General features: G+C 67.4%; 21 protein-coding genes. 8 read left to right on the forward strand and 13 right to left on the reverse strand.

Annotated features, from left to right (window positions below):
* Positions 1–74: 74 nt before the first annotated feature.
* The 4 genes from Q9Q79_RS19475 to Q9Q79_RS19490 form a co-directional block, all read right to left on the reverse strand.
* The gene (locus tag Q9Q79_RS19475; protein WP_049397683.1) at positions 75–344 is read right to left on the reverse strand and encodes a hypothetical protein; all 270 of its coding nucleotides are present in this window, start codon (positions 342–344) and stop codon (positions 75–77) included.
* 32 nt (positions 345–376) lie between these two features.
* Positions 377–1,366, reverse strand: a complete 990-nt coding sequence (gene hemB / locus Q9Q79_RS19480) for a porphobilinogen synthase (protein WP_005414824.1) — start codon at positions 1,364–1,366, stop codon at positions 377–379.
* A 19-nt stretch (positions 1,367–1,385) separates the two neighbouring features.
* Positions 1,386–2,303 (reverse strand): bestrophin family ion channel, encoded by a 918-nt coding sequence (locus Q9Q79_RS19485; RefSeq protein WP_005411547.1) that lies wholly within the window; start codon positions 2,301–2,303, stop codon positions 1,386–1,388.
* A 122-nt stretch (positions 2,304–2,425) separates the two neighbouring features.
* Positions 2,426–2,674: a hypothetical protein gene (locus Q9Q79_RS19490; RefSeq protein ID WP_005411548.1), complete on the reverse strand. Its 249-nt coding sequence runs from the start codon at positions 2,672–2,674 to the stop codon at positions 2,426–2,428.
* A gap of 184 nt (positions 2,675–2,858) precedes the next feature.
* Here Q9Q79_RS19490 and Q9Q79_RS19495 point away from each other — a divergent pair, with 184 nt between their 5' ends.
* On the forward strand, positions 2,859–3,317 hold the full coding sequence (locus tag Q9Q79_RS19495) for a hypothetical protein (RefSeq protein ID WP_005411549.1): 459 nt from the start codon (positions 2,859–2,861) through the stop codon (positions 3,315–3,317).
* 171 nt (positions 3,318–3,488) lie between these two features.
* On the opposite strand, the gene Q9Q79_RS19500 is transcribed toward Q9Q79_RS19495, so the two are convergent.
* The 4 genes from Q9Q79_RS19500 to Q9Q79_RS19515 form a co-directional block, all read right to left on the reverse strand.
* Entirely contained in the window at positions 3,489–5,288 is a 1,800-nt protein-coding gene (locus tag Q9Q79_RS19500) for a DUF885 domain-containing protein (protein WP_065183890.1), read from the reverse strand.
* A gap of 238 nt (positions 5,289–5,526) precedes the next feature.
* Entirely contained in the window at positions 5,527–6,042 is a 516-nt protein-coding gene (locus Q9Q79_RS19505; RefSeq protein ID WP_005414826.1) for a cytochrome c oxidase assembly factor Coa1 family protein, read from the reverse strand.
* Between the two features lie 25 nt (positions 6,043–6,067).
* Positions 6,068–8,293, reverse strand: coding sequence for a S9 family peptidase (locus tag Q9Q79_RS19510; protein ID WP_005414827.1), 2,226 nt, complete (start codon positions 8,291–8,293; stop codon positions 6,068–6,070).
* A gap of 162 nt (positions 8,294–8,455) precedes the next feature.
* The gene (locus Q9Q79_RS19515; RefSeq protein ID WP_076739703.1) at positions 8,456–9,145 is read right to left on the reverse strand and encodes a glutathione binding-like protein; all 690 of its coding nucleotides are present in this window, start codon (positions 9,143–9,145) and stop codon (positions 8,456–8,458) included.
* Between the two features lie 112 nt (positions 9,146–9,257).
* On the opposite strand from Q9Q79_RS19515, the gene Q9Q79_RS19520 reads away from it, so the two are divergent.
* Together Q9Q79_RS19520 and Q9Q79_RS19525 are read left to right on the forward strand one after the other, a co-directional pair.
* Positions 9,258–9,878 (forward strand): TIGR00645 family protein, encoded by a 621-nt coding sequence (locus tag Q9Q79_RS19520; RefSeq protein WP_005411554.1) that lies wholly within the window; start codon positions 9,258–9,260, stop codon positions 9,876–9,878.
* A gap of 202 nt (positions 9,879–10,080) precedes the next feature.
* A complete protein-coding gene (locus tag Q9Q79_RS19525; protein ID WP_099485129.1) occupies positions 10,081–11,085 on the forward strand; it encodes an energy transducer TonB in 1,005 nt (334 codons plus the stop codon).
* An 82-nt stretch (positions 11,086–11,167) separates the two neighbouring features.
* Here Q9Q79_RS19525 and Q9Q79_RS19530 read toward each other — a convergent pair whose 3' ends face one another.
* A complete protein-coding gene (locus tag Q9Q79_RS19530) occupies positions 11,168–11,422 on the reverse strand; it encodes a hypothetical protein (protein ID WP_005414831.1) in 255 nt (84 codons plus the stop codon).
* 77 nt (positions 11,423–11,499) lie between these two features.
* Between Q9Q79_RS19530 and Q9Q79_RS19535 the strand changes: the two genes are divergently transcribed.
* Positions 11,500–12,297 (forward strand): helix-turn-helix transcriptional regulator, encoded by a 798-nt coding sequence (locus Q9Q79_RS19535; protein WP_099485130.1) that lies wholly within the window; start codon positions 11,500–11,502, stop codon positions 12,295–12,297.
* Positions 12,298–12,397: 100 nt separating this feature from the next.
* Positions 12,398–13,108, forward strand: coding sequence for a transposase (locus Q9Q79_RS19540; RefSeq protein ID WP_049397678.1), 711 nt, complete (start codon positions 12,398–12,400; stop codon positions 13,106–13,108).
* Between the two features lie 22 nt (positions 13,109–13,130).
* On the opposite strand, the gene Q9Q79_RS19545 is transcribed toward Q9Q79_RS19540, so the two are convergent.
* From Q9Q79_RS19545 to Q9Q79_RS19560, 4 genes are all read right to left on the reverse strand, one after another.
* Positions 13,131–14,315 (reverse strand): ABC transporter permease, encoded by a 1,185-nt coding sequence (locus Q9Q79_RS19545; protein ID WP_032967061.1) that lies wholly within the window; start codon positions 14,313–14,315, stop codon positions 13,131–13,133.
* Entirely contained in the window at positions 14,312–15,058 is a 747-nt protein-coding gene (locus tag Q9Q79_RS19550) for an ATP-binding cassette domain-containing protein (RefSeq protein WP_005411560.1), read from the reverse strand. Before Q9Q79_RS19550 ends, Q9Q79_RS19545 begins: the two co-directional genes overlap by 4 nt.
* Positions 15,055–16,581, reverse strand: coding sequence for an alpha/beta fold hydrolase (locus Q9Q79_RS19555; RefSeq protein WP_201861624.1), 1,527 nt, complete (start codon positions 16,579–16,581; stop codon positions 15,055–15,057). Before Q9Q79_RS19555 ends, Q9Q79_RS19550 begins: the two co-directional genes overlap by 4 nt.
* A gap of 68 nt (positions 16,582–16,649) precedes the next feature.
* A complete protein-coding gene (locus Q9Q79_RS19560; RefSeq protein ID WP_062605396.1) occupies positions 16,650–16,994 on the reverse strand; it encodes a diguanylate cyclase in 345 nt (114 codons plus the stop codon).
* A 255-nt stretch (positions 16,995–17,249) separates the two neighbouring features.
* On the opposite strand from Q9Q79_RS19560, the gene Q9Q79_RS19565 reads away from it, so the two are divergent.
* The 3 genes from Q9Q79_RS19565 (at position 17,250) to Q9Q79_RS19575 (ending at position 20,488) form a co-directional block, all read left to right on the forward strand.
* Positions 17,250–17,777: a DUF1203 domain-containing protein gene (locus Q9Q79_RS19565; protein WP_099524085.1), complete on the forward strand. Its 528-nt coding sequence runs from the start codon at positions 17,250–17,252 to the stop codon at positions 17,775–17,777.
* A 190-nt stretch (positions 17,778–17,967) separates the two neighbouring features.
* The gene (locus Q9Q79_RS19570; RefSeq protein WP_201861618.1) at positions 17,968–19,140 is read left to right on the forward strand and encodes a lytic polysaccharide monooxygenase; all 1,173 of its coding nucleotides are present in this window, start codon (positions 17,968–17,970) and stop codon (positions 19,138–19,140) included.
* 178 nt (positions 19,141–19,318) lie between these two features.
* Positions 19,319–20,488, forward strand: coding sequence for a lytic polysaccharide monooxygenase (locus Q9Q79_RS19575; protein ID WP_005411565.1), 1,170 nt, complete (start codon positions 19,319–19,321; stop codon positions 20,486–20,488).
* The last annotated feature ends 39 nt before the right edge of the window (positions 20,489–20,527 follow it).

The following is a 20,527-nucleotide window of genomic DNA, read 5'->3' on the forward strand; positions in this document are numbered from 1 at the left end:
CGCGCGTGGATGGCGCCCGCGCAGGGGTCAGAGCCCTTTCCTGCGGAAAGGGATCCGACCCCGGGCATTGCCCGTCAGCGCGACAACACCTTGGCGCGCAACTGCTCGTACTCCATCTCGCTCAGCTGGCCATTGTCCTTGCGCTGGTTCAGCGCGGCCAGCTCGGCCTGCACGCTGTCCGGCAGGGCCTGCTCACGGGCCACGTGGCGGGCGGCGGAGAGCTGCTCCGGTGGACGCTTGCCCGCGCGCCAGGCGGCGATGAAGACACCGACGATGATGGTGCCGAACACCAGCGTGCCGGTGCCCCAGATCAGCCATTGCATCCATCCCAGTTCGGGTCCCATCGCGCAGTCCTCCGTCTATCGTGGCGCTATTGTCAGCGCTCGCGCAGCCATCGCGCCACCTGCGGCGCGAAATAGGTCAGCACGCCATCGGCACCGGCCCGCTTGAAGCCCAGCAGCGACTCCAGCACGCAGGCGCGCTCGTCCAGCCAGCCGTTGGCGAAGGCGGCCTTCATCATCGCGTACTCGCCACTCACCTGATAGGCGAAGGTCGGCACACCGAATTTCTCCTTCACCCGGCGCACCAGGTCCAGGTACGGCATGCCCGGCTTGACCATCACCATGTCGGCGCCTTCTTCCAGGTCCAACGCGATCTCGCGCAGGGCCTCGTCGCCGTTGGCCGGGTCCATCTGGTAGGTCTTCTTGTCGGCCTTGCCGAGGCTGGCCGCGCTGCCCACCGCATCACGGAACGGACCGTAGAACGCCGAGGCGTACTTGGCCGAGTAAGCCATGATGCGCACGTTGACGTGGTTGTCGGCATCCAGCGCACGGCGGATCGCGCCGATGCGGCCATCCATCATGTCCGACGGCGAAACGATGTCGACGCCGGCTTCGGCATGCGACACCGACTGCTTGACCAGCGCTTCGACAGTGATGTCGTTCAGTACATAGCCCTTGTCGTCGATGATGCCGTCCTGGCCGTGGGTGGTGTACGGGTCCAGCGCCACATCGGTCATCACCCCCAGTTCCGGGAAGCGCGACTTCAGCGCGCGGATCGCGCGTTGCGCCAGGCCGTCCTCGGCCCACGCCGCCGATGCATCCAGCGATTTCAGCGACGGGTCGATCACCGGGAACAGGTCGATTACCGGAATGCCCAGCTCCAGCGCCTCTTCGGCCACCTTCAGCAGTTCTTCGATCGACAGCCGCTCCACGCCCGGCATCGACGGCACTGCGGTGCGGCCGGCCAGTTCGTGCACGAACACCGGGTAGATCAGGTCATCGGTGGTCAGCGTGTTCTCGCGCATCAGGCGACGCGAGAACTCGTCGTGGCGCATGCGGCGCGGGCGGTAAAGCGGATGGGACATGGCAGGCTCCGAAGAGTGGCTATTGCAACAGGTAGCCCTGCGGCAGCAGGGGTTCGGGCAACGGGCGTTCGCCGAGCGCATCGAGCTGGTCGATCTCGATCGTGCGCACCAGCGCGTCCAGCGGCAGGTCGTTCGGCTCCAGGCCGAACGGGTCTTCCATTTCTTCGCCCAGCTGGTCCAGGCCGAAGAAGGCATAGGCCAGCACCGCCGACAGCACCGGCGTGCCCCAGCCCAGCGAACTGGCCAGGCCGAACGGCAGCAGCACGCAGAACATCCACGCGCAGCGGTGCAGCAGCAGGGTGTAGGCGAACGGCAGCGGCGTGGTGAGGATGCGCTCGCAGCCGGCCTGGATCGACGACATCGCGTGCAGGCGCTCTTCCAGCTGGGTGTAGAGGATGGGCTCGAGCTGGCCGGCGCGCAGCGCATGCGCCAGTTCGGCCGCGATCATCGCCAGCAGTGCATCGGGCACGTTCTCGCGCTGGCCCAGCTGTTCGCGCTGGCGCTTGTCCAGCCACGGCAGTGCTGCCAGGGCGACGATGCGACCACGCAGTCGCGCCGCCAGCGCATGGGCGAACGCGGTGGTGAGGTAGGCGACGCGACGACGACGGCCCGCGTCGTCGGCCAGCAGCAGGTTTACCTGGCGCGCCAGCGAACGCGATTCGTAGACCAGCTGGCCCCACAGCTTGCGTCCTTCCCACCAGCGGTCGTAGCAGGCGCTGTTGCGGAAGCTGAGGAAGATCGACAGCACCAGGCCAAGCAGGGTGAACGGGGTCACCGACACGCGTTCGATGCCGGTGGGGGGCGCCAGTTCGACCACCGCAGCCACGGCGATGGACAGGATCAGGATGGCCAGCACCTTCGGCGCGATCGCTTTGACGATCGAACCGCGCAGGATGTACAGAAGTTGCCAGCCGTGGGGACGGGGTCGGATGATCATGGGGCAGCCGCGCGGGGCGCGGATTCACAGGCACGCGGGGGGCTCGCGCAGCCATTCATTGTACGCCCCCGCCCGGCCATCGGCCGTGTGCCTGCGACGCCCTGTCGCACCCGGGACCGGGCTCAGACCACGCCGCCGCCCAGGCCAAGACGCAGGATGCCGACCACCACCACGATACCGTTCAGGACCAATCCGGCCCACGCCCGACCACGCTTGCTCGGGTGGGTGAACAGGATGCCCAGCGCGGCGATCACCGCACCGACCGCGGCGAACGGGATCAGGAACCAGTTGCCCCAGCCCAGCAGCGGAATCAACGCCAGGATCATCCACAACAGCGCCAATACGCCCCACAACAGACTGATCACACCCATGCCGCTCTCCCGCAGTTGGTTCCTGGCCCCACCATAATCGTTCCCGTTGCCGCCGCCTACTGCCATTGGCGGGGCTGTCACCCGGCCCGTGCTAGCGTGCTGTCGTGCGTGCCCCGGCCCGGGTGTTGGCGCCGATTCAGAGTGGCCCGCCGATCATCGCAACCAGTCCTGCAGGGGAAGTGCCATGAACATCCGTTGGGCCGCGTTGGCGGCCACGCTGCTGGTCGCCGCCGGCTGTGCCAGCACCTCCAAGGTGATGCTGGGCCGCGCGCGCGCACCGATCGATCCGGCGCTGGTGCAGATCTATTCGACGCCACCGGCCGGCTCCCAGGAAATCGCCCAGCTGGAATCGTCTTCCGCCGTCGGCTTCGGCACCCAGGGCCAGACCGACGCCGCCGTGGCCCGCCTGAAGCGTGAAGCCGCAGCGCTGGGCGCCAACGGCGTGGTGCTGATGGGCGTGGGCAGCAGCGGTTCGCCGGTAGGCATGTCGGTGGGCGCGGGCACGTTCGGCTCGCACGTCGGTGGTGGCGTCGGCATCGGGATTCCGACCACGCAGAAGCGCGCCGCGGGCGTCGCGATCTGGGTGCCGAATCCGGCACCGCCGGCGCGGTTGCCGACACAGGTGATTACCCCGCAGCGGTGACGCAGCAGCGTCACCGGGGTAGTGCCGGCCGCTGGCCGGCACATCCCTGCAACAGCCAACACATCGCTCTGGTGGGTGCCAACCTTGGTTGGCACGAACCCACAGCGCCGACCAAGGTCGGCATCTACCAACACCGGTTGCCGGCCAGCGGCCGGCACTACCGGAGGGTGTTCAGCGCTTGTACTTCGGCACGAATACCTTGTTCACCGCGTCGGCCAGCTGGTCCGGCGGCAGCAGGCCCTGGTCGAGCAGGAAGTTGTTGAACGCCAGGCGGTCGAACTTCGCACCCAGCGCCAGTTCCGTCTGCATGCGCAGTTCCAGGATGCGGGTGTAGCCGTAGAAGTAGCTACCGGCCTGGCCCGGCATCCGCACCATGTAGCGGTCCAGTTCCTGGGTGGCCATCGCCTTGGACAGGCCGACCTGCTCCATCAGCACGCGCTCGCCGTTGGCACGGTCGGTCAGGCCGAGGTTGAGCATCGGGTCGAGCATCGCGCGCGCGGCGCGCAGCAGGCGGAACTGCAGGGCGATCATCTGCCCGTCCAACGGCTCGTACGGCACCATCTCGGCTTCGGCGTACAGCGCCCAGCCTTCCACGTTCACCGAATTGAACGCGAACATGGTGCGTGCCAGCGACACACCACGCTCGACCATCGCGGTGAACTGCAGCTCGTGGCCGGGGCGGCCTTCATGCGCGCTCAGCGTCCATGCTGCCGCACCGAAGTTGAAGTCGTCGTACTGCGCGCCCGGGCCCGCTGCCGGGTTGCCCAGCGGCAGCACGAAGGTGCCCTGCTGCCCGGTGTTGTTGACCAGCGGGGCCGGCAGGAAGTGCGGAGCCGGGCTGGCCGCACTCTCGGCGGCCGAGCCCAGGCGCATCTGCATGGCGCGCTTGGGCACGTCGACGATGGCGTGCTCGCGGATCAGCGGATCGATCGCATCGATCACCTTGCGATAGTGACCTTCCAGATGGTCGTCGGCGATCTTGTCGGCCTTCAGCGCGCGGATCACCGCCACCGGATCGCTCGGGTCGGCCACCTTCAGCCCCTTGTCCTTCACCACCAGCGGTGCCAGCTGCTGCATCGCCGAGCGGGTTTCCATGAACTCCAGCTGCGCGCGCTGCATCAGCAGCTTCGGGTCGATGTCGATGCCGACCTGCTTGAGCTGGTAGGCGTACAACGGCGCCGGCAGGCGTGCGTCGGCACGTGCCTTCGGCAGTACCTCCTTGCGGGTCCAGGCGGCGTAGTCCTTCATCTGCCCGGCCAGCGCCTTCATTGCTTCATCGGCGCCGGCAATCTGGTACTTCTTCAGCAGCGACTCGATACCGGTGATGTAGGTCTCGACGTTGTCCAGCGACTGCTGCACTTCAATCTTCGTCGGCTGCAACAGGCTGCTGTCCTTCAGCCGTTCCTCGTAGCGCTGGCGCGCCAGCGTGGTGAAGGCGGTGCCGCCCGGCTGCAGGCCGGCATAGGCCTTGAGGCGGTCGACCGCCTTGGCCCGGCGCTCGACCGGCACCTGGTCGGACAGCAGCAGGTTGAGGCCGCTGAACACGGTCTGCGGCGCATCGCTCCACGGCAGCAGGTACTTCTCGTTGAGCTCGCTGCCTTCGATGTTCTGGCTGGCGGCGTGGATCATGATCTCCAGGTCCTGGCGGACATTGGGATCCTTCTCGACGGCCAGCTTTGCCTTCAGTTCGTCGCGTGCCTTGGCCATGGCAGCGCGGTAGCGCTTGCCGTTGTCCGGGCCGAGATCGGCCACCTTGTCGTCGTAGCCGGGCACGCCGAAGAAGCCGGTTTCCTCCGGCTGGAACGGGCCCTGGGCGTCCAGCAGAATCTGCGCCAGCGCATTGCTGCGGGCGACCCAGGCCGGGCTGGCCGGGGTGGCGGCCTTGGCGGAGGGTGCCGCCAGCGCCGGTGGTGCGGACAGCAGCGGTGCGGCAGTCAGGGCCAGGGCAACGGCGAGCGCAATCGGCTTCATGGGACACTCCAGCAAAGGGTTGCCCGCACCCTACGCGCTCACGGCGATGGCGACAATCGGTGGGAAGTCATGGCGGGCTGGTTGTGCAGCCGGGCTCCGCGGAAACCTGGCGGGAGTAGAGTCGATTGTCAGTCGACCATCGCGCGCAGCGCGGGGTTTTTCGCTGTCTGATCGAAGAGCAGTCGACTGACAGTCGACTCTACCCAGTCGACGTCCCGCAGTCGCCTGCGCTCGGAGGTCAGAGCACGGCGGTCAGCGGGCATTCGCCGCGATCACGGCAGGCCTTCAGCTCACACTCCTGCGCGGCCTCGTCGTCATCCAGCGCCGTCAGGTCGAAGGTCTGCTTGTCCTCGCCCAACACGTACATCACCGGGTAGTCCCACACGTCATCGCGACGGGTACCCTGCACGAACAACCGCCCGTGCGCATGCGGTCCTTCGAGGGCTACGGTCAGGCCGACATCACGCTGGCCGTTGATCGCAGTCTGCATGCTGCCCAGCGGCATCGACTCGATGTTCAACGGCTCACCGAACGCTTCCACCAGTTCAATACTGCAGCCCGCCCGCCGCAGCGCCTCGCGCATCGGCGGGCTCTCGCGTGCCGCCTCGCTCCAGCGCAGCACGCTCCAGGTCACCACACCCCCTGCACCACCCAGCACCAGCACCACCATCAACGGCATCGCCCAGCGCCAGTGGCGGCACCACCAACCGGCGGATGCCGGGTCATGGGCGGGAATCGGCGGTGGCAGGGTCATCGGCGGGCTCCTTCCCGTTTCTGGATCAGGGCTTGAGGCAACGTCCCAGGAAGGCTTCGGCCACGCGGTAGCGATGCAGGGCATCGGCGCCGGACAGGCCATGCTTGGCACCCGGGTAGGTCATCAGCTCGAACGGCTGTGCACGCTTCTGCAACGCGCTCATCAGGCTGGTCGAATTGGTGAACAACACGTTGTCGTCAGCCATGCCGTGGATCAGCAGCAGCGGCGAGCGCAGGCCATCGATATGGGTCAGCACGCGCGCTTCGCGGTAACCCGCTTCATTGCGCGCCGGCAGGTCCATGTAGCGTTCGGTGTAATGGCTGTCGTACAGGCCCCAGTCGGTCACCGGCGCACCGGCCACGCCACAGGCGTACTGGTTCGAAGCCTTGGCCAGCAGCATCAGGGTCATGTAGCCGCCGTTGGACCAGCCCTGCACGCCGATGCGCGCCGGGTCCACCCATGGCTGCTGCTTCAGCCAGGCCACGCCGCGCAGCTGGTCGGTCACTTCCACCGTGCCCTGCTTGCCATACAGCGCACCACCGAAGTCGCGGCCACGGCGCGGGGTGCCACGGTTGTCCAGCGAGAACACCACGTAGCCCTGCTGGGCCAGGTACTGGTTGAACAGGTGGTCGCCACGGCCGGGCCAGCTGTCGGTGACGGTCTGGCTGGCCGGGCCACCATAGACGTACACCGCCACCGGGTAGCGCTTGGACGGATCGAAGCCGGCCGGCTTGATCAGGCTGTAGTTCAGCGGGGTCTTGCCGTCGGCAGCCATCAACGTGCCGAACTCCACCGGGCGCTGCGCATCGCGGTAGCGCGCATACGGATGCTTGGGATCGGCCAGGTCGTTCTCGAGCAGGGTGGCGATCTTCTCGCCATTGGCGCGGAACAGTTCGATCTGCGGCGGCGTGGTGCTGTTGGACCAGCTGTCCACGTAGACGCTGGCGTTGCGGGCGAAGCTGGCGCTGTGCATGCCCGGCGCCTTCGACAGGCGCTGCGGCTCACCGCCCTGCAGCGACACCGCGTAGATCTGGCTTTCGCGCGAGGTCTCGATGCCGGCGCGGAAGTAGGCCTTGCCAGCCTTTTCATCGACCGCCAGCAGCTCATCCACCGGCCAGTTGCCGTGGGTCAGCGCGGTGGCCTTGCCCTTGCTGTCGATGCGGTACAGGTGCTGGAAGCCGGTGCGTTCGGACGACCACAGCACGCTGCCGTCATCGAGGAAGCGCAGGCTGTTGTGCAGCGGCACCCAGGTCGGGCTGGTCTCGTGGGCGAGCACGCGCTGGCGGTTGGAATCGAGTGCCACTTCCACCAGGTCCAGCTGCTTCTGGTCACGCGACTGGCGCTGGAAGCTCAGGTGCTGCGCATCGCGCCAGTCCACGCGGGCCAGGTAGATGTCCTGTTCCTTGCCGAGGTCGACCCAGCGCGGCTGCGCATCGGCGGCCGGTGCGATCACGCCCAGCTGCACGCGCACGTTGGCATCGCCGGCGGCCGGGTAACGCTGCTCGATCACGTCGGTGCGGTCGGCATAGACCTCGTAGCGCTTCTGCACCGGTACCGGCGATTCGTCGATGCGGGCAAAGGCAATCGCCGAATCGTCCGGCGCCCACCAGTAACCGGTGTGGCGATCCATTTCCTCGTCGGCGACGAACTCGGCAACGCCGTTGCCGATGGTGGTGCTGCCGTCGCGGGTCAGCTGCAGCTGCCTGCCGCTGGCCAGGTCGATCACCCACAGGTTGCGGCCGCGGATGAAGCTGACGAAGCCGCCCTTGGGCGACAGCTTGGCGTCGGTGGCGAAGCCTTCACCATGGGTCAGCTGGCGCACCGCCGCCTGGCCCTGCTGCTTGAGGTCGTACAGGTACAGCTCGCCGCCCAGCGGGAACAGCAGGCGCTGCGCGTCCGGCGACCACTGGTAATCGACGATGCCGGTCATCGCGGCGATGCGCTGGCGCTCGCGGCGGGCCTTCTCCTCGTCGCTGAGGGTCTCGGTGCCGGGCAGCACCACCTTGGAATCAACCAGCAACCGGGTCTGGCCACTGTCGATGTCGTAGGTCCACAGGTCCAGCTGGTTGCGGTCGCTGTCCTTGCCGCGCAGGAAGCTGACCTGCGAACCGTCGGGCGCCACCTTCGGCTTCATCAGGGTTGGGCCGGACAACGGCAACGGGCCGGTGATGGCTTCCAGGGTCAGCTTTTCAGCGTGGGCGGCGGTACTGGTGGCGAGCATGAGGGCGAGCGAAGCGAACAGGTGGCGCATGGAGGATCCCGGCAAACGGCAGGTCCGCCCCCGCGATGGACGCGGAGCGGTCGTCCCCCATCCTAACCAAGCCCGTGCGGGAAGGCAGCATGACCTTCTGCCCATGGCCTGGTGCTGGGGTCAGAGCCCTTCGCGCTGCAAAGGGATCCGACCCCGAGGCGGTCAGCGCTGGCCGAACAGGTGCTTGCGCTCTTCGTCGCTGAGCGGCTTGCCGGCGTTGGGGTTCACCTGCTGGCGCAGGGCATAGGCCCGCTGGGTGGCCGGGCGTGCGGCAATGGCTTCATGCCAGCGCTTGAGGTTCGGGAACGCGGTGAAATCCACCGGCAGCTTGTCGTAGGCGCCGATCCACGGGTAGCTGGCCATGTCGGCGATGGTGTACTCGTCGCCGGCCAGGAAGGCGTGCTGGGCCAGGCGCTTGTCCATCACCCCATGCAGGCGGCGCACTTCGTTGTCATAGCGCTCGATGGCATACGGCATCTTTTCAGGCGCGTATACGTTGAAGTGGCCCATCTGGCCGCTCATCGGGCCCAGGCCGGCCATCTGCCAGAACAGCCACTCCAGGGTGGTGACGCGGCCGCGGGGATCGCTGGGCAGGAAGCGGCCGGTCTTCTCGGCCAGGTACAGCAGGATCGCGCCGGACTCGAACACGCTCTGGGGAGCACCGCCATCGGCCGGGGCCTGGTCGACGATGGCCGGCATCTTGTTGTTCGGCGAGATCGCCAGGAATTCCGGCTTGAACTGGTCGCCCGAGCCGATGTTGACCGGGTGGATGCGGTATTCCAGGCCGGTTTCTTCCAGCAGCAGGGTCACTTTGTGGCCGTTCGGGGTGGGCCAGTAATACAGGTCGATCATGGCGGCGGCTCGGGGTGCGGAAAGGAACCTGAAGTCTAGTGCGTGAGTTGGGTTGGCACCGTCATGGCGGGCCGGTAACCTCGCCTCTCCCCCGCAACGCAGCATCCCTCGCATGAGTGCAAACCGCCCGCCGCTCTCCCCCTTGTCCACGCTGATCTTCGCCTCGCGCTGGCTGCAGCTGCCGCTGTACCTGGGCCTGATCGTGGCGCAGTGCGTCTACGTGTTCCTGTTCGGCAAGGAACTGTGGCACCTGATCTCGCACTCGGTGTCGATGGGCGAGCAGCAGATCATGCTGATCGTGCTGGGCCTGATCGACGTGGTGATGATCTCCAACCTGCTGGTGATGGTGATCGTCGGCGGCTACGAGACCTTCGTCTCGCGCCTGCGCCTGGAAGGCCACCCGGACCAGCCGGAATGGCTGAGCCACGTCAATGCCAGCGTGCTGAAGGTGAAGCTGGCGATGGCGATCATCGGCATCTCCTCGATCCACCTGCTGAAGACCTTCATCGCCAGCGGTGCGCTTGGCGGCATCCCGCTGTGCACGCCGGAGCAGATGAGCGTGGCCGCTGCCAACATCGGTGTCGCCCGCTGCTCGATGCTGACCCAGGATGGCGTGCTGTGGCAGACCATCATCCATTGCGTGTTCATCCTGTCGGCGATCGGCATCGCCTGGACCGACAAGCTGATGTCCAACAGCCACAGCAAGTCGCACGACAAGGCACACGACCACTGAGGTCGCCGCCGCCAGCGGCTTGACCGCCGCTGCCCCATTCCGGCCACCGTCCCTTGTGCGCGGCGGTGGCCGGGATGCTAGATTGCACCCTCGCCGTTGCCGGCGGTGGCGTCGGGAAACGTCACCCTGCCGCGCCCGGACCGCAGGTCCCGGCCATGCGTATCAATGATTTACGTCACGTCGTCTTCTAGAGGGGAGCAGGATGTCGCACGTCTCAACGATCACCGCCGCGCGCCGGTGGCTGCCGGTTGCCCTGGCACTGGCACTGGCCGCCTGCTCGGGCAAGGAAGAATCCGCAGCGCCTGCTGCCGTCACGGCGCCTGCCGCTGCCGCGCCCGCCGCACCGGCGGTTGCTGCCAAGGTGCAGTCCATGGGCACCGAGCAGCTGCGCGAGTCGGCCAGCCAGGCGCTGCGCGAGAACCGCATGTATGCACCGGCCGGCGACAACGCCATCGAGTACTACCTCGCCCTGCGTGACAAGACGCCGGACGACGCCTCGGTGAAGAGCGCACTGACCGACCTGCTGCCGTACACCCTGATCGCCGCCGAGCAACACCTGGGCCGCGAGGACTACACCGAAGCGCAGCGCCTGGTGGCACTGATCGAGAAGGTGGATGCATCCGCGCCGGCCCTGCCGCGCCTGAAGGACGGCCTGGCCAAGGGCGTGCAGAACGCAGCCAAGCGCACCGAAGCGGAAGCCGAGAAGGCCAAGAAGGACGCCGAGGACCGCAGCAAGCAGCAGACCGAGCAGCAGCGCCTGAGCGAGCAGCGCGCCAAGGAAGCCGACGCCGCCAAGCAGATTGCCGCGCAGCAGGATGCCGCGCGCCGCGACAACGAGCGCCAGGAAGCCGAGCGCCAGGCCGCCGCCCGCCGCGAGGCCGAGCAGAAGCAGCAGCAGGCTGCCGCCCAGCAGGCCAGCGCCGCACGCCAGGCCGCCGCACCGGCAGCGCCCACCCTGCGCCCGGTCAGCACACCGGCGCCGCGCTATCCGGGCGAAGCGCTGCGTTCGGGAACCTCCGGCGAAGTGCTGGTGGAGATCACCGTCGGCACTGACGGCTCGGTGGTGAACGCTCGCGTGCTGCGCGCGACGCCGGGACGCGTGTTCGACCGTGAAGCCCTGAACGCGGTCAAGCGATGGCGCTTCGAGCCGGTCAGCGCGCCGGTGACCACCCGCCGTACGCTGGTGTTCGCGCCGGGCAACAACTGAACGAAAAAGGGGACGGAGGGGATTAAGTCGTTTCTGCCCCTGCAATGACGCCAAGGCCCGGCATGTCCGGGCCTTGTCCGTTTCAGGCCGCTCCATCGATCAGGTGTTGCAGTGCCGGATCGCGCGCCGTCAGCACCTGGAACAGGCCCAGCGCGTGCAGGCCCGGCAGCAGCGCACGCAGGTCGGCTTCGGCAGTGGAACGGGTGGCAACATCGCTGGCGGGATCCTGCCAGTCACGGACGCTGGCCAGGAAGGCGCCGACACTGCCCTTGCGCACGGTAAGGCCGTTCACCTGCACGTCGTTCTGATGGTCGGGGAGGATGTCGTGTGGCTGCATGGGGAAGCGCTCCGTTGAAGTGGGCCCCAGTGTCGGGTCCCGGACGCGACGTTTCTGCCGTATAACTGCCAATCGATATGGCAGATCAGACAACCGCCGCATTGCTCGACCCCGCGCTGGCCGATGCCACCAATGGACTGGTAGTGCTGGCGGCCCAGCTGCACCAGCTCGGCAAGCGTCGCACGGCCCGCCACCGGCATGCGCGTGGGCAGCTGCTGGGTGCGTACCAGGGGCTGCTGCGGATCGCCGCCGACGACCTGCACTGGCTGCTGCCCGCAGGTCACGTCGCCTGGATACCGCCGTTGCTGCCCCACGCGCTGCTGGGCGCAGACGGGTTCAATGGCTGGAGCCTGTACTTCAACGCGGAGGCCTGCCTGGGTCTGCCCGCCACACCACGCATCTTCCAGCCCAATGCGCTGCTGCAGGCGGCGACAGCACGTGCGCTGCAATGGCCCCATGCGCCACTGGATGCTGCGCAGGCACGCCTGGCCGGCGTGATCGCCGATGAGATTGCCGCCAGCACGCCGCTGCCGCTGGCCCTGCCACAACCGCGTGACCGGCGCCTGGGCCGGATCGCCGCCGCGCTGGCTCGCGCGCCGCACGACAACCGCACCGTCGAGGACTGGGCCGCCAGCAGTGGCCTGTCCGGCCGCAGCCTGGCCCGCCACTGGCTGGCCGAGACCGGCATGACGCTGAGCCAGTGGCGGCAACGCCTGCGGGTGCTGCTGGCGCTGCCACGCCTGCTGTCCGGCGAGCCGGTGATCAGCGTCGCGCTGTCGATGGGGTACGACACGCCTAGTTCATTCATCGCCGTGTTCAAGCGCGAGATGGGGGTTACGCCTGCGCGGTATGGAAAAGGGGACGGAGGGGATTAAGTCGCTTCTGCCCTCCCCCACGCCATCTCGCGGCATCGCCTGATGCCCTTCAAGGTCACGGAGGCGGCAGTCTGATGAATTCTTGAAGCCCCGAACTGCCATGCCTCGACAAGCACGCCTGATGTTGGCCGAACAGCCGTACCACGTAACCCAGCGCGGTGTGAACAAGGGGGCGATCTTCGTTGACGATATCGACCGTCAGCTGTTTCTGCACCTGTTGCACAGCGCGTTCCTGAAGCATCAGGTCGCACTGCATGCCTACGTATTGATGGGCAATCACGTTCATCTGTTGGCCACACCTTCCACGCGTGTTGGCTTGGCGAATGCGATGCGGATGCAGGGCAACAACTATGTCCAGGCGTTCAATCAGCGGCATCAGCGCAGCGGACCGCTCTGGCAGGGCCGCTTCCATTCTTCGATGGTGGACAGCGACGCCTATCTGCTCAGCGTCTATCGCTACATCGAACTCAATCCGGTTCGTGCAGGCATGACTGCCGCCCCGGAAGATCACCCATGGTCGAGCGTGCATGGAAACCTGCAGCGGCGCCACGATCCGATGCTGACGGAACATCCCGCATTCCAGGCGCTCGCCCCGACCCAGCGACAGCGGGCAATGCTCTATGCGGAGTTTCTGCAGGACATGAACGCGTCCGCTGACCTGCCGGCAATCCGTGCGCACAGTGCCGGCCAGCATCCGTTGGGAAATGCAGCTTACCTGCGAATGGTGGAACAGACCCTGGGTCGCCCCGTGATGCTGCGCAAGCGGGGGCGCCCTCAGAAGAAGGGCGCGGGGGGGTTAGAAACGACTTAATCCCCTCCGTCCCCTTTTACGGTCAGCCGGAGATGGCCAGGCGCTCGTTGTGATAACGGCGCACGGCGGCGAACCACAGCACGGCGGCCAGGCCGAGGCTGGCGCCGAGGTAGATGGCCCAGACCGCGGGTGTGATGGTCTCGTGGCGGATCACCTTCAGCAGCATCTGGTTCTGCGACAGGAACGGCACGGCGTACTGCCACAGCTGGCTCTTCACCGGGTAGGCGATCAGCGCATAGCCCGGCAGCATCGGCAGAAGCATCAACCAGGTCATGTGGCTCTGCGCTTCCTTCATGCTCTTGGCCGCTGCGGCCAGGAAGGTCAGCAGCGAGGTGCCGATCAGCAGCATCGGCAGCATCACCAGCAGCATCTGCACCATCGCCATGATGTTCATGTTGAGCTGGCGGCCGATGTTGCCGGGGGCGATCTGCGCGCTCACCTTGAACGCGGCCAGGGTCAACAGCAGCGACGCAAAGCCGACCATGCAGGCGGCGGCGATCTTGCCGCTGACAATGGCACTGCGCGACCCCGGCGTGGCCAGCAGCGGCTCCAGCGACTGCCGCTCACGCTCGCCGGCGGTGGTGTCCATTACCAGGTAGGCACCACCGAGGAACGAGGTGAGGGTCAGCAGGATCGGCAACAACGCCGACAGCATCAGGCCACGCTTGGCTTCGGCACTGGCCATGTCCTGGCTGGCCACGTCCAGCGGCCGTGCGACCTGGGCGTCGATGCCCCGCGCCATCAGCCGCAGCGCCCCTACCTGCCCGTTGTACGTGGCCAACGCCGCCTGCAGGCGCGCAGTGGGCACCTCGGCGGCACGTCGTGTGCTGTCACTGATCACCTCCACCAGCGCCGGCTTGCCATCGGCCCAGTCCCTGCCGAAGTCCGGGCTGATGCGCAGCGCGACGTCGATGTCCTGCGAACGGATGGCCTCGGCCAGGTCCTTCGGCGCAGCAGCGGCATTCAGGCCCTGGGCAGCCAGGAAGCGCACCAGGTTCGGCGCATGTTCGGCGCCGATGGTGGGAATCTGCAGCGGCTGCTCGATCTGCGTGCGCACGCGGCTTTCGGACAGCTTGCCCATGCCCAGGATCAGCAGCGGGTACAGCAGTGGCCCGAACAGCAGGGTCAGCGCCAGCGTACGGCGGTCGCGCGACAGGTCACGCAGCTCCTTGCGCATCACCGTCATCAGGGTCGACATCATGCTCATGCGTGCAGGCCCTCTTCGCTGCCGATCAGTTTCACGAACGCATCCTCCAGGTTGGATTCGCCGGACTGCGCGCGCAGTTCATCGGCGCTGCCGGCGGCCATCACCGTGCCCTTGGCGATGATCACGATGTGATCGCACAGCGCAGCCACCTCCTGCATGATGTGGCTGGACAGGATCACGCAGCGGCCTTCTTCGCGCAGGCCCAGCAGGAAGCGGCGCAGTGCGCGGGTGGTCATCACGTCCAGGCCGTTGGTCGGTTCATCGAGAATGACGTTGCGCGGGTCGTGCACCAGTGCGCGGGCGATCGCGGTCTTGGTGCGCTGGCCCTGCGAGAAGCCATCGGTCTGGCGGTCGAGGATGTCCCCCATGTCCAGCGCGTGCGACAGCACCTCGATGCGCTCGCGGATGCGCTCGGCCGACAGGCCATGCAGTTCGCCGAAGTAGGCGATGTTCTCACGCGCGGTCAGGCGCTTGTAGACGCCACGCGCGTCGGGCAGCACGCCGAGATGGCGACGCACTTCCACCGGATTGCGCGCAGCATCGACACCATCGACGCTGATGCTGCCCTGGTCGGGGGTCATCAGCGTGTACAGCATGCGCATGGTGGTGGTCTTGCCGGCACCATTGGGCCCCAGCAGGCCGGTGATGCGGCCATCCTCGGCGCGGAAGCCGACGTTGGACACGGCCTGGATACGGCCGGTGCGGGTGTCGAAGGCCTTGTGCAGGTTGTCGGCGACGATCATGGTTCCCATCCGTTGAACGAGGTGAACGCCGGCACGTAGCTCAGCGTGTCCAGGCAGCCGGCATCCAGCGCCTTGGCATCGGTCGTGTCGATGAACTGGCCAAGCAGGCGCGGCATGCAGCCGGCGGTCAGCGTGCCGTGGCCCTGGCCACGGGCAACCAGCGCGCGTCCATTGGGCAGGCCCTTGAGGACCTGCTCGGCATAGCGCGGCGGGGTCACCGGGTCCAGTTCACCAGACAACAGCAGCGCCGGTACGTCACTGCGCAGCGGCACGGCATTGGCTGCCGGTGCCGGCCGGTGCGGCCATGCCGGGCAGGCGGCAAAGAACGAACGTGCCACGTCGTTGCCGAACAGGCGCCCGGGATCCTCGGCCGGCGCCTGGTAGCGCGGCGCGTCTTCGCTGCAGATCACCGACCAGTGCATGCCACGGTTGATCTGGAAATCCATGCTGCGGTTCGCACCGCGTGCCAGCGATGCCAGCGGCGCGTAGCGGCCGTGCGCGGCTTCATCAAGAACCAGCGGCAGCAATGAGGCGTACTGGGGTACGTAGGAAAACGCAAAAGCCAGGCCCACCACGCTGTCCGGTGTCAGCACATCCTTCCGGGTGTCGTAGGTGCCAGGATCGCGATACTCGACCGGAACCGGTGCACGGCGCAGGGTCTCGACCACGCTGCGCAGCTGCGCACGGGTATCGGTCGGGAAGCGCCTGCTGCAGGCAGCGTCCTTGCGGCACTGCGCCGACTGCAGGGCGATCGCGTCTTCGAACGTCCTGGCGAAATCGCCGCCCACCACCAGCTCATTCGGCACCACGCCATCGATGACGATGCTGCGGGTGTGCTGTGGATAGGTACCCGCATAGCGCTGGGCCACGCGGGTGCCGTAGGACGCACCGATCAGATTGACCCGGTCCACGCCCAAGGCCTGGCGGACCGCGTCCAGGTCGGCAATGGCTTCGGTGGTGGTGTAGAAACGTGCGTCCGCACGTCCCTGCAGGGAAGCCGCGCATCGCTGGGCATAGTCGCGCATCAAGGCCTCGGAGGGCGCCGCGTCCTCGTCCATCGGCAGTTCCTTTCCGTCCGCGCCGAGGCAGCTGAGCGGGTTGGAGCCGCCGGTGCCGCGCTGGTCGACCAGGAAGATGTCCCGCTGCTTGCGCACCTGGCGCAGCGCGGTATCGACGATGACGGCCACTTCGCTGGCGGCCTGGCCGGGGCCACCGGCCAGGAAGAACACCGGGTCGGGCTGGCTGGAGCCGCTGCTGCCCGATTCCAGCCAGGCGATGCGCAGGCCGATGCCCCGGCCAGCGGGCTGGGCCCGGTCCTCCGGCACCTGCAGGGTGGCGCACTGCGCTTCCACGTTGGCACTGGCACCTACCGTGGACAGCGTGCAGGGCTGGAAGTCGATCGTGCCGAAACGGCGGCTGGGTGCATCGCTGGCGCCTTCGGCGGCGGGTGACGGTGACTGGCTGCAACCGGCAAGCATCAGGCTGGCCAACACTGCGGCCAACGCGAGGTGGTGTCTTTGCATCGTGCTCGTTTCCCCTGGAGGACGTTCCTGGCAACCACGACGGGCTGCCGCGGAAGATGTGACTCAACTTACACGGGCACGGCGTCGTCGGCGATGGGCAGACGCGAAATCTCCGCCGGCGTGGCGCAGGCCAGGCGATCGCGGCCGGCGGCCTTGGCCCGGTACAGCGCCGCGTCTGCCGCTGCCAGCAGCGTGGACAGCTCGCCCTGGCCGTCGTCCATCGCCAGGCCGATGCTGGCAGTGAACGTCACCGGCCCGGTGGCCAGCCGCGCCGGCTTCTGCTGCAGAGCGGTACGGATCGCCGCAGCCCGCGCCATCGCTTCCGCCTGCGTGCTGCCGGCCAGCACCAGCACGAACTCCTCGCCACCGTAGCCGCCCAGCAGCGTGTGATGGCCCTGCAAACCGTGCTGCATCAACGCAGCGAAGTGGCGCAGTACCTCGTCTCCGGCCAGATGGCCCCAGCGATGCAGAGCAGGAAGCCAAGCACGGTGAGGGTGGGGAAATCCACGGACATGCGGCGCTCATCGGCCGGGGCGGCGCGCGCATCTTGGCGCCTTGTGCTGCGTTCCCCGTGGCGCTGCCTGGCCCGATGGAGATGCGGGGTCTGAAAACGGCGAGCACGGCGGCCGGTGCCTGCGCAGAATCCGTGGGAAACCAAGGAGACGCCCATGCATGCGTGGTACCTCGGTGGCATCGACCACCGCCCGTTCCTGCACCTGTTCGAAAAGAGCGACACCGCGCTGGCTGCGCTGGGCATCCGGCGTCGCTGGGCCGGCGAATCAGGAGGACACCCCTGCCGGATCAGCCTGAGCGATCCGCCCGGTGGCAGCGAGCTGCTGCTGTTGTCCCACGTGCACCTGCCCCTGCACTCGCCCTATCACGCCTCGGGCCCGATCTTCGTACAGCGTGGCGTGACCCGTTGCGTGCTGCCGCCAGGCGAGGTGCCCCCGTATGTGCAGCGCCGGATGATCTCGTTGCGCGCCTATGACCAGGCTGCATTGATGCTGGCCGCCGAGATCAGCGCAGGCACGGATGTCGGCGCTCGGCTGGACGCGCTGTTTGCCGACCCTGCCGTGGCCTTCGTGCAGCTGCACAACGCGGCCCACGGCTGCTTCTCGTGCCAGGCGGATCGCGTCGGCATGACATCGACATGGCCGGATCTCCACGACGTGATCGTTGCCACGCCGAACACGTGATCGCCAGCGCATCCGTTCAGGCCCACGTGAAGCCCGCGGGAAGGGCTTCACACCCACAGTCACGGATCAGCATTTCCATGGTTCCGCACCCGGCACCGCAACTCGATACTCGCCATGGTGCCGCCGAAAGTCCGCCGCGCAGCGCAACTCTGCGGTCACCGCTCTCTTTCGACGACCACAAGGAAGCGCCATGTCATTCCGATCCACACCGCTGCTGCTGGCCACCTCGTTCGCCGCTGCAGGCCTGTGCCTGGCCGGCAACGCGTTCGCCCACGGCACCATGACCACGCCGGTCAGCCGCGTCTATGCCTGTTTCCAGGGCAATCCGGAGAACCCGACCAACCCGGCCTGCGCCGCCGCGAAAGCGGTGGGCGGATCGCAGGCGTTCTACGACTGGAACGGCATCAACCAGGCCAACGCCAACGGCAACCATCAGGCGGTGGTGCCCGACGGCAAGCTGTGCAGCGGCAACAATCCCACCTTCCGCGGCTTGGACGTGAACCGCAGTGACTGGCAGACCACGCCGATCCACGCCGATGCCAATGGCAAGTTCACCTTCGTGTTCAAGGCAACCGCGCCGCACGCCACGCGCGACTGGCGCTTCTTCGTCACCCGCGACGGCTGGCAACCGGGCAGCCCGTTGCGTTGGGCCGACCTGCAGGAGTTCTGCACGCTGGGCAATACACCGCTCTCTGCCGATGGCACCTACAAGCTGCAGTGCACGCTGCCGCAGCGCACCGGCCAGCATGTGATCTACAACACGTGGCAGCGCTCGGATTCGACCGAAGCGTTCTACACCTGCATGGACGTACGCTTTGAAGGCGGCAGCGGTGGTACGACGCCGGCACCGCAATGGCAGGATGCCGGCCCGGTCACCGCCCGCGGTGAATTGCCGGTCGGTACGACGCTGGCACTGCGCGTGTTCAATGCCAGCGGCAACGATGTCGAACGTGTGGAAGCGACACTGGCCAGCGGCCAGACCTCGGCCGCGCAATGGCCCTTGGCGCTGGCCCGCAAGGTCAATGCCAGTGCCCGGCATGCGCGCGTGGGCGTGCTTGCCAATGGCGTGATCACGCCGTCGGCGTCAGCCACCGACAATCGCGTGTACCTGAAGGACGGCAACCGCTTCCAGCTCGATACCCAGGTGCCGGACCCGGGTACGCCATCGCCGGGTGGTGATTTCGACCACGTGTACCCGGCGGGCATCGGCAGCTATGTGCCGGGCCAGACCGTGGTGAAGAGCAGCGACGGCAAGCTGTATGCCTGCCGCCCGTTCCCGGAGGGTGCATGGTGCAACGTCAATGCCGAGGCCTACCGGCCGGGCGTGGGCGCGGCCTGGCGCGATGCGTGGATCGCGTACTGACGCAGTGATGTGGGAGGCGGTGCACATCGCACCGCCTCCTGGCTCCCCTGCCGCGCAGTGGGGCGCGCGTTGCAGAAACAGAGGAACGCAGCAGCCTTTCAAACTTGTCTGATGGGCATATGGCGGCTACATGGGAAGACTCCGCGAGGTTTCCAACACTTCGCAAAGGAGTTCCTGCATGCACCTGTCCCATCGGGCCGTCCTCGCACTGTCCGCCGTTGTCGGCCTGGCACTGTCCGGCAACGCCTTCGCCCACGGCACCCTGTCCAAGCCGCTCAGCCGCGTGAAGCAGTGCCACGAGGGCAATCCGGAGAATCCGACCAACCCGGCCTGCGCCGCCGCCAAGGCCATCGGCGGCGCCCAGCCGTTCTACGACTGGGCCGGTGTCAACCAGGCCAACGCCAACGGCAACCATCAAGCGGTGGTTCCAGATGGCGAGTTGTGCAGCGGCGGCAACAGCAAGTACCGCGGCCTCGATCTGAACCGCAGTGACTGGCCGACCTCGCCGATCCGCGCCGATTCGCGCGGGCGCTACACCTTCGAGTTCAAGGCACCGGCCCCGCATGCTACCCGCGAGTGGAAGTTCTACGTCACCCGCGACGGCTGGCAACCGGGCAGCCCGCTGCGCTGGGCCGACCTGCAGGAATTCTGCACGCTGGGCAACGTGCCGGTCTCCGGCGACGTCTACAAGCTGGATTGCCCGCTGCCCAAGCGCAGCGGCCAGCACATCATCTACAACACCTGGCAGCGCTCGGATTCCGGTGAAGCGTTCTATACCTGCGCGGACGTGCGCTTCGAAGGCGGTGGTGGCGTTGAACCGCCGCCGCAGTGGCAGGACGCCGGCCCGGTCACCGCCCGCGGTGCGTTGGAAGAAGGCACCACCCTGACGCTGCGCGTGTTCAACGCCCAGGGCAATGATCTGGAGCGTCCGGAGATCACCCTGGCCGCAGGTCAGACCGCTGCGAACCAGTGGCCGCTGGCGCTGGCCCGCAAGGTCAACGCCAGTGCACAGCAGGCGCGTGTGGGCGTGATGAGGAACGGCGTGATCACGCCGGTCGCCTCGGCCACCGAGAACCGCGTCTACCTGAAGCCGGGCAACCTGTTCCAGATCGATACCCGCCTGCCGGGCCCGGTCGATCCGGTCGATCCGCCGCCGGGTGACGACTACGACTTCGTGTATCCGGCCGGTATCGGCAGCTACACGCCGGGCGAAACCGTGGTCAAGGGCACCGACGGCAAGCTCTACGCCTGCCGGCCGTTCCCGGAGGGTGCGTGGTGCAACATCAACGCCGATGCCTATCGCCCGGGCACCGGTTTCGCCTGGCGCGATGCCTGGGTCGCGTACTGAGGCAGGCGACCGGGGGCGGCGTGGCGCCGCCTCCGGTTC

The organism is Stenotrophomonas sp. a6, assembly GCF_030913325.1.
Lineage (GTDB): Bacteria > Pseudomonadota > Gammaproteobacteria > Xanthomonadales > Xanthomonadaceae > Stenotrophomonas > Stenotrophomonas maltophilia.

Coding starts and splice junctions, on each gene's coding strand:
- Q9Q79_RS19530 (WP_005414831.1), bottom strand. CDS start 11,422: ATGCAGCCACACGACATCCTCCCCGACCATCAGAACGACGTGCAGGTG.
- hemB (WP_005414824.1), bottom strand. CDS start 1,366: ATGTCCCATCCGCTTTACCGCCCGCGCCGCATGCGCCACGACGAGTTC.
- Q9Q79_RS19570 (WP_201861618.1), top strand. CDS start 17,968: ATGTCATTCCGATCCACACCGCTGCTGCTGGCCACCTCGTTCGCCGCT.
- Q9Q79_RS19575 (WP_005411565.1), top strand. CDS start 19,319: ATGCACCTGTCCCATCGGGCCGTCCTCGCACTGTCCGCCGTTGTCGGC.
- Q9Q79_RS19540 (WP_049397678.1), top strand. CDS start 12,398: ATGCCTCGACAAGCACGCCTGATGTTGGCCGAACAGCCGTACCACGTA.
- Q9Q79_RS19520 (WP_005411554.1), top strand. CDS start 9,258: ATGAGTGCAAACCGCCCGCCGCTCTCCCCCTTGTCCACGCTGATCTTC.
- Q9Q79_RS19525 (WP_099485129.1), top strand. CDS start 10,081: ATGTCGCACGTCTCAACGATCACCGCCGCGCGCCGGTGGCTGCCGGTT.
- Q9Q79_RS19490 (WP_005411548.1), bottom strand. CDS start 2,674: ATGGGTGTGATCAGTCTGTTGTGGGGCGTATTGGCGCTGTTGTGGATG.
- Q9Q79_RS19495 (WP_005411549.1), top strand. CDS start 2,859: ATGAACATCCGTTGGGCCGCGTTGGCGGCCACGCTGCTGGTCGCCGCC.
- Q9Q79_RS19485 (WP_005411547.1), bottom strand. CDS start 2,303: ATGATCATCCGACCCCGTCCCCACGGCTGGCAACTTCTGTACATCCTG.
- Q9Q79_RS19475 (WP_049397683.1), bottom strand. CDS start 344: ATGGGACCCGAACTGGGATGGATGCAATGGCTGATCTGGGGCACCGGC.
- Q9Q79_RS19535 (WP_099485130.1), top strand. CDS start 11,500: ATGGCAGATCAGACAACCGCCGCATTGCTCGACCCCGCGCTGGCCGAT.
- Q9Q79_RS19545 (WP_032967061.1), bottom strand. CDS start 14,315: ATGAGCATGATGTCGACCCTGATGACGGTGATGCGCAAGGAGCTGCGT.
- Q9Q79_RS19560 (WP_062605396.1), bottom strand. CDS start 16,994: ATGCAGCACGGTTTGCAGGGCCATCACACGCTGCTGGGCGGCTACGGT.
- Q9Q79_RS19565 (WP_099524085.1), top strand. CDS start 17,250: ATGCATGCGTGGTACCTCGGTGGCATCGACCACCGCCCGTTCCTGCAC.
- Q9Q79_RS19555 (WP_201861624.1), bottom strand. CDS start 16,581: ATGCAAAGACACCACCTCGCGTTGGCCGCAGTGTTGGCCAGCCTGATG.
- Q9Q79_RS19500 (WP_065183890.1), bottom strand. CDS start 5,288: ATGAAGCCGATTGCGCTCGCCGTTGCCCTGGCCCTGACTGCCGCACCG.
- Q9Q79_RS19515 (WP_076739703.1), bottom strand. CDS start 9,145: ATGATCGACCTGTATTACTGGCCCACCCCGAACGGCCACAAAGTGACC.
- Q9Q79_RS19510 (WP_005414827.1), bottom strand. CDS start 8,293: ATGCGCCACCTGTTCGCTTCGCTCGCCCTCATGCTCGCCACCAGTACC.
- Q9Q79_RS19550 (WP_005411560.1), bottom strand. CDS start 15,058: ATGATCGTCGCCGACAACCTGCACAAGGCCTTCGACACCCGCACCGGC.
- Q9Q79_RS19505 (WP_005414826.1), bottom strand. CDS start 6,042: ATGACCCTGCCACCGCCGATTCCCGCCCATGACCCGGCATCCGCCGGT.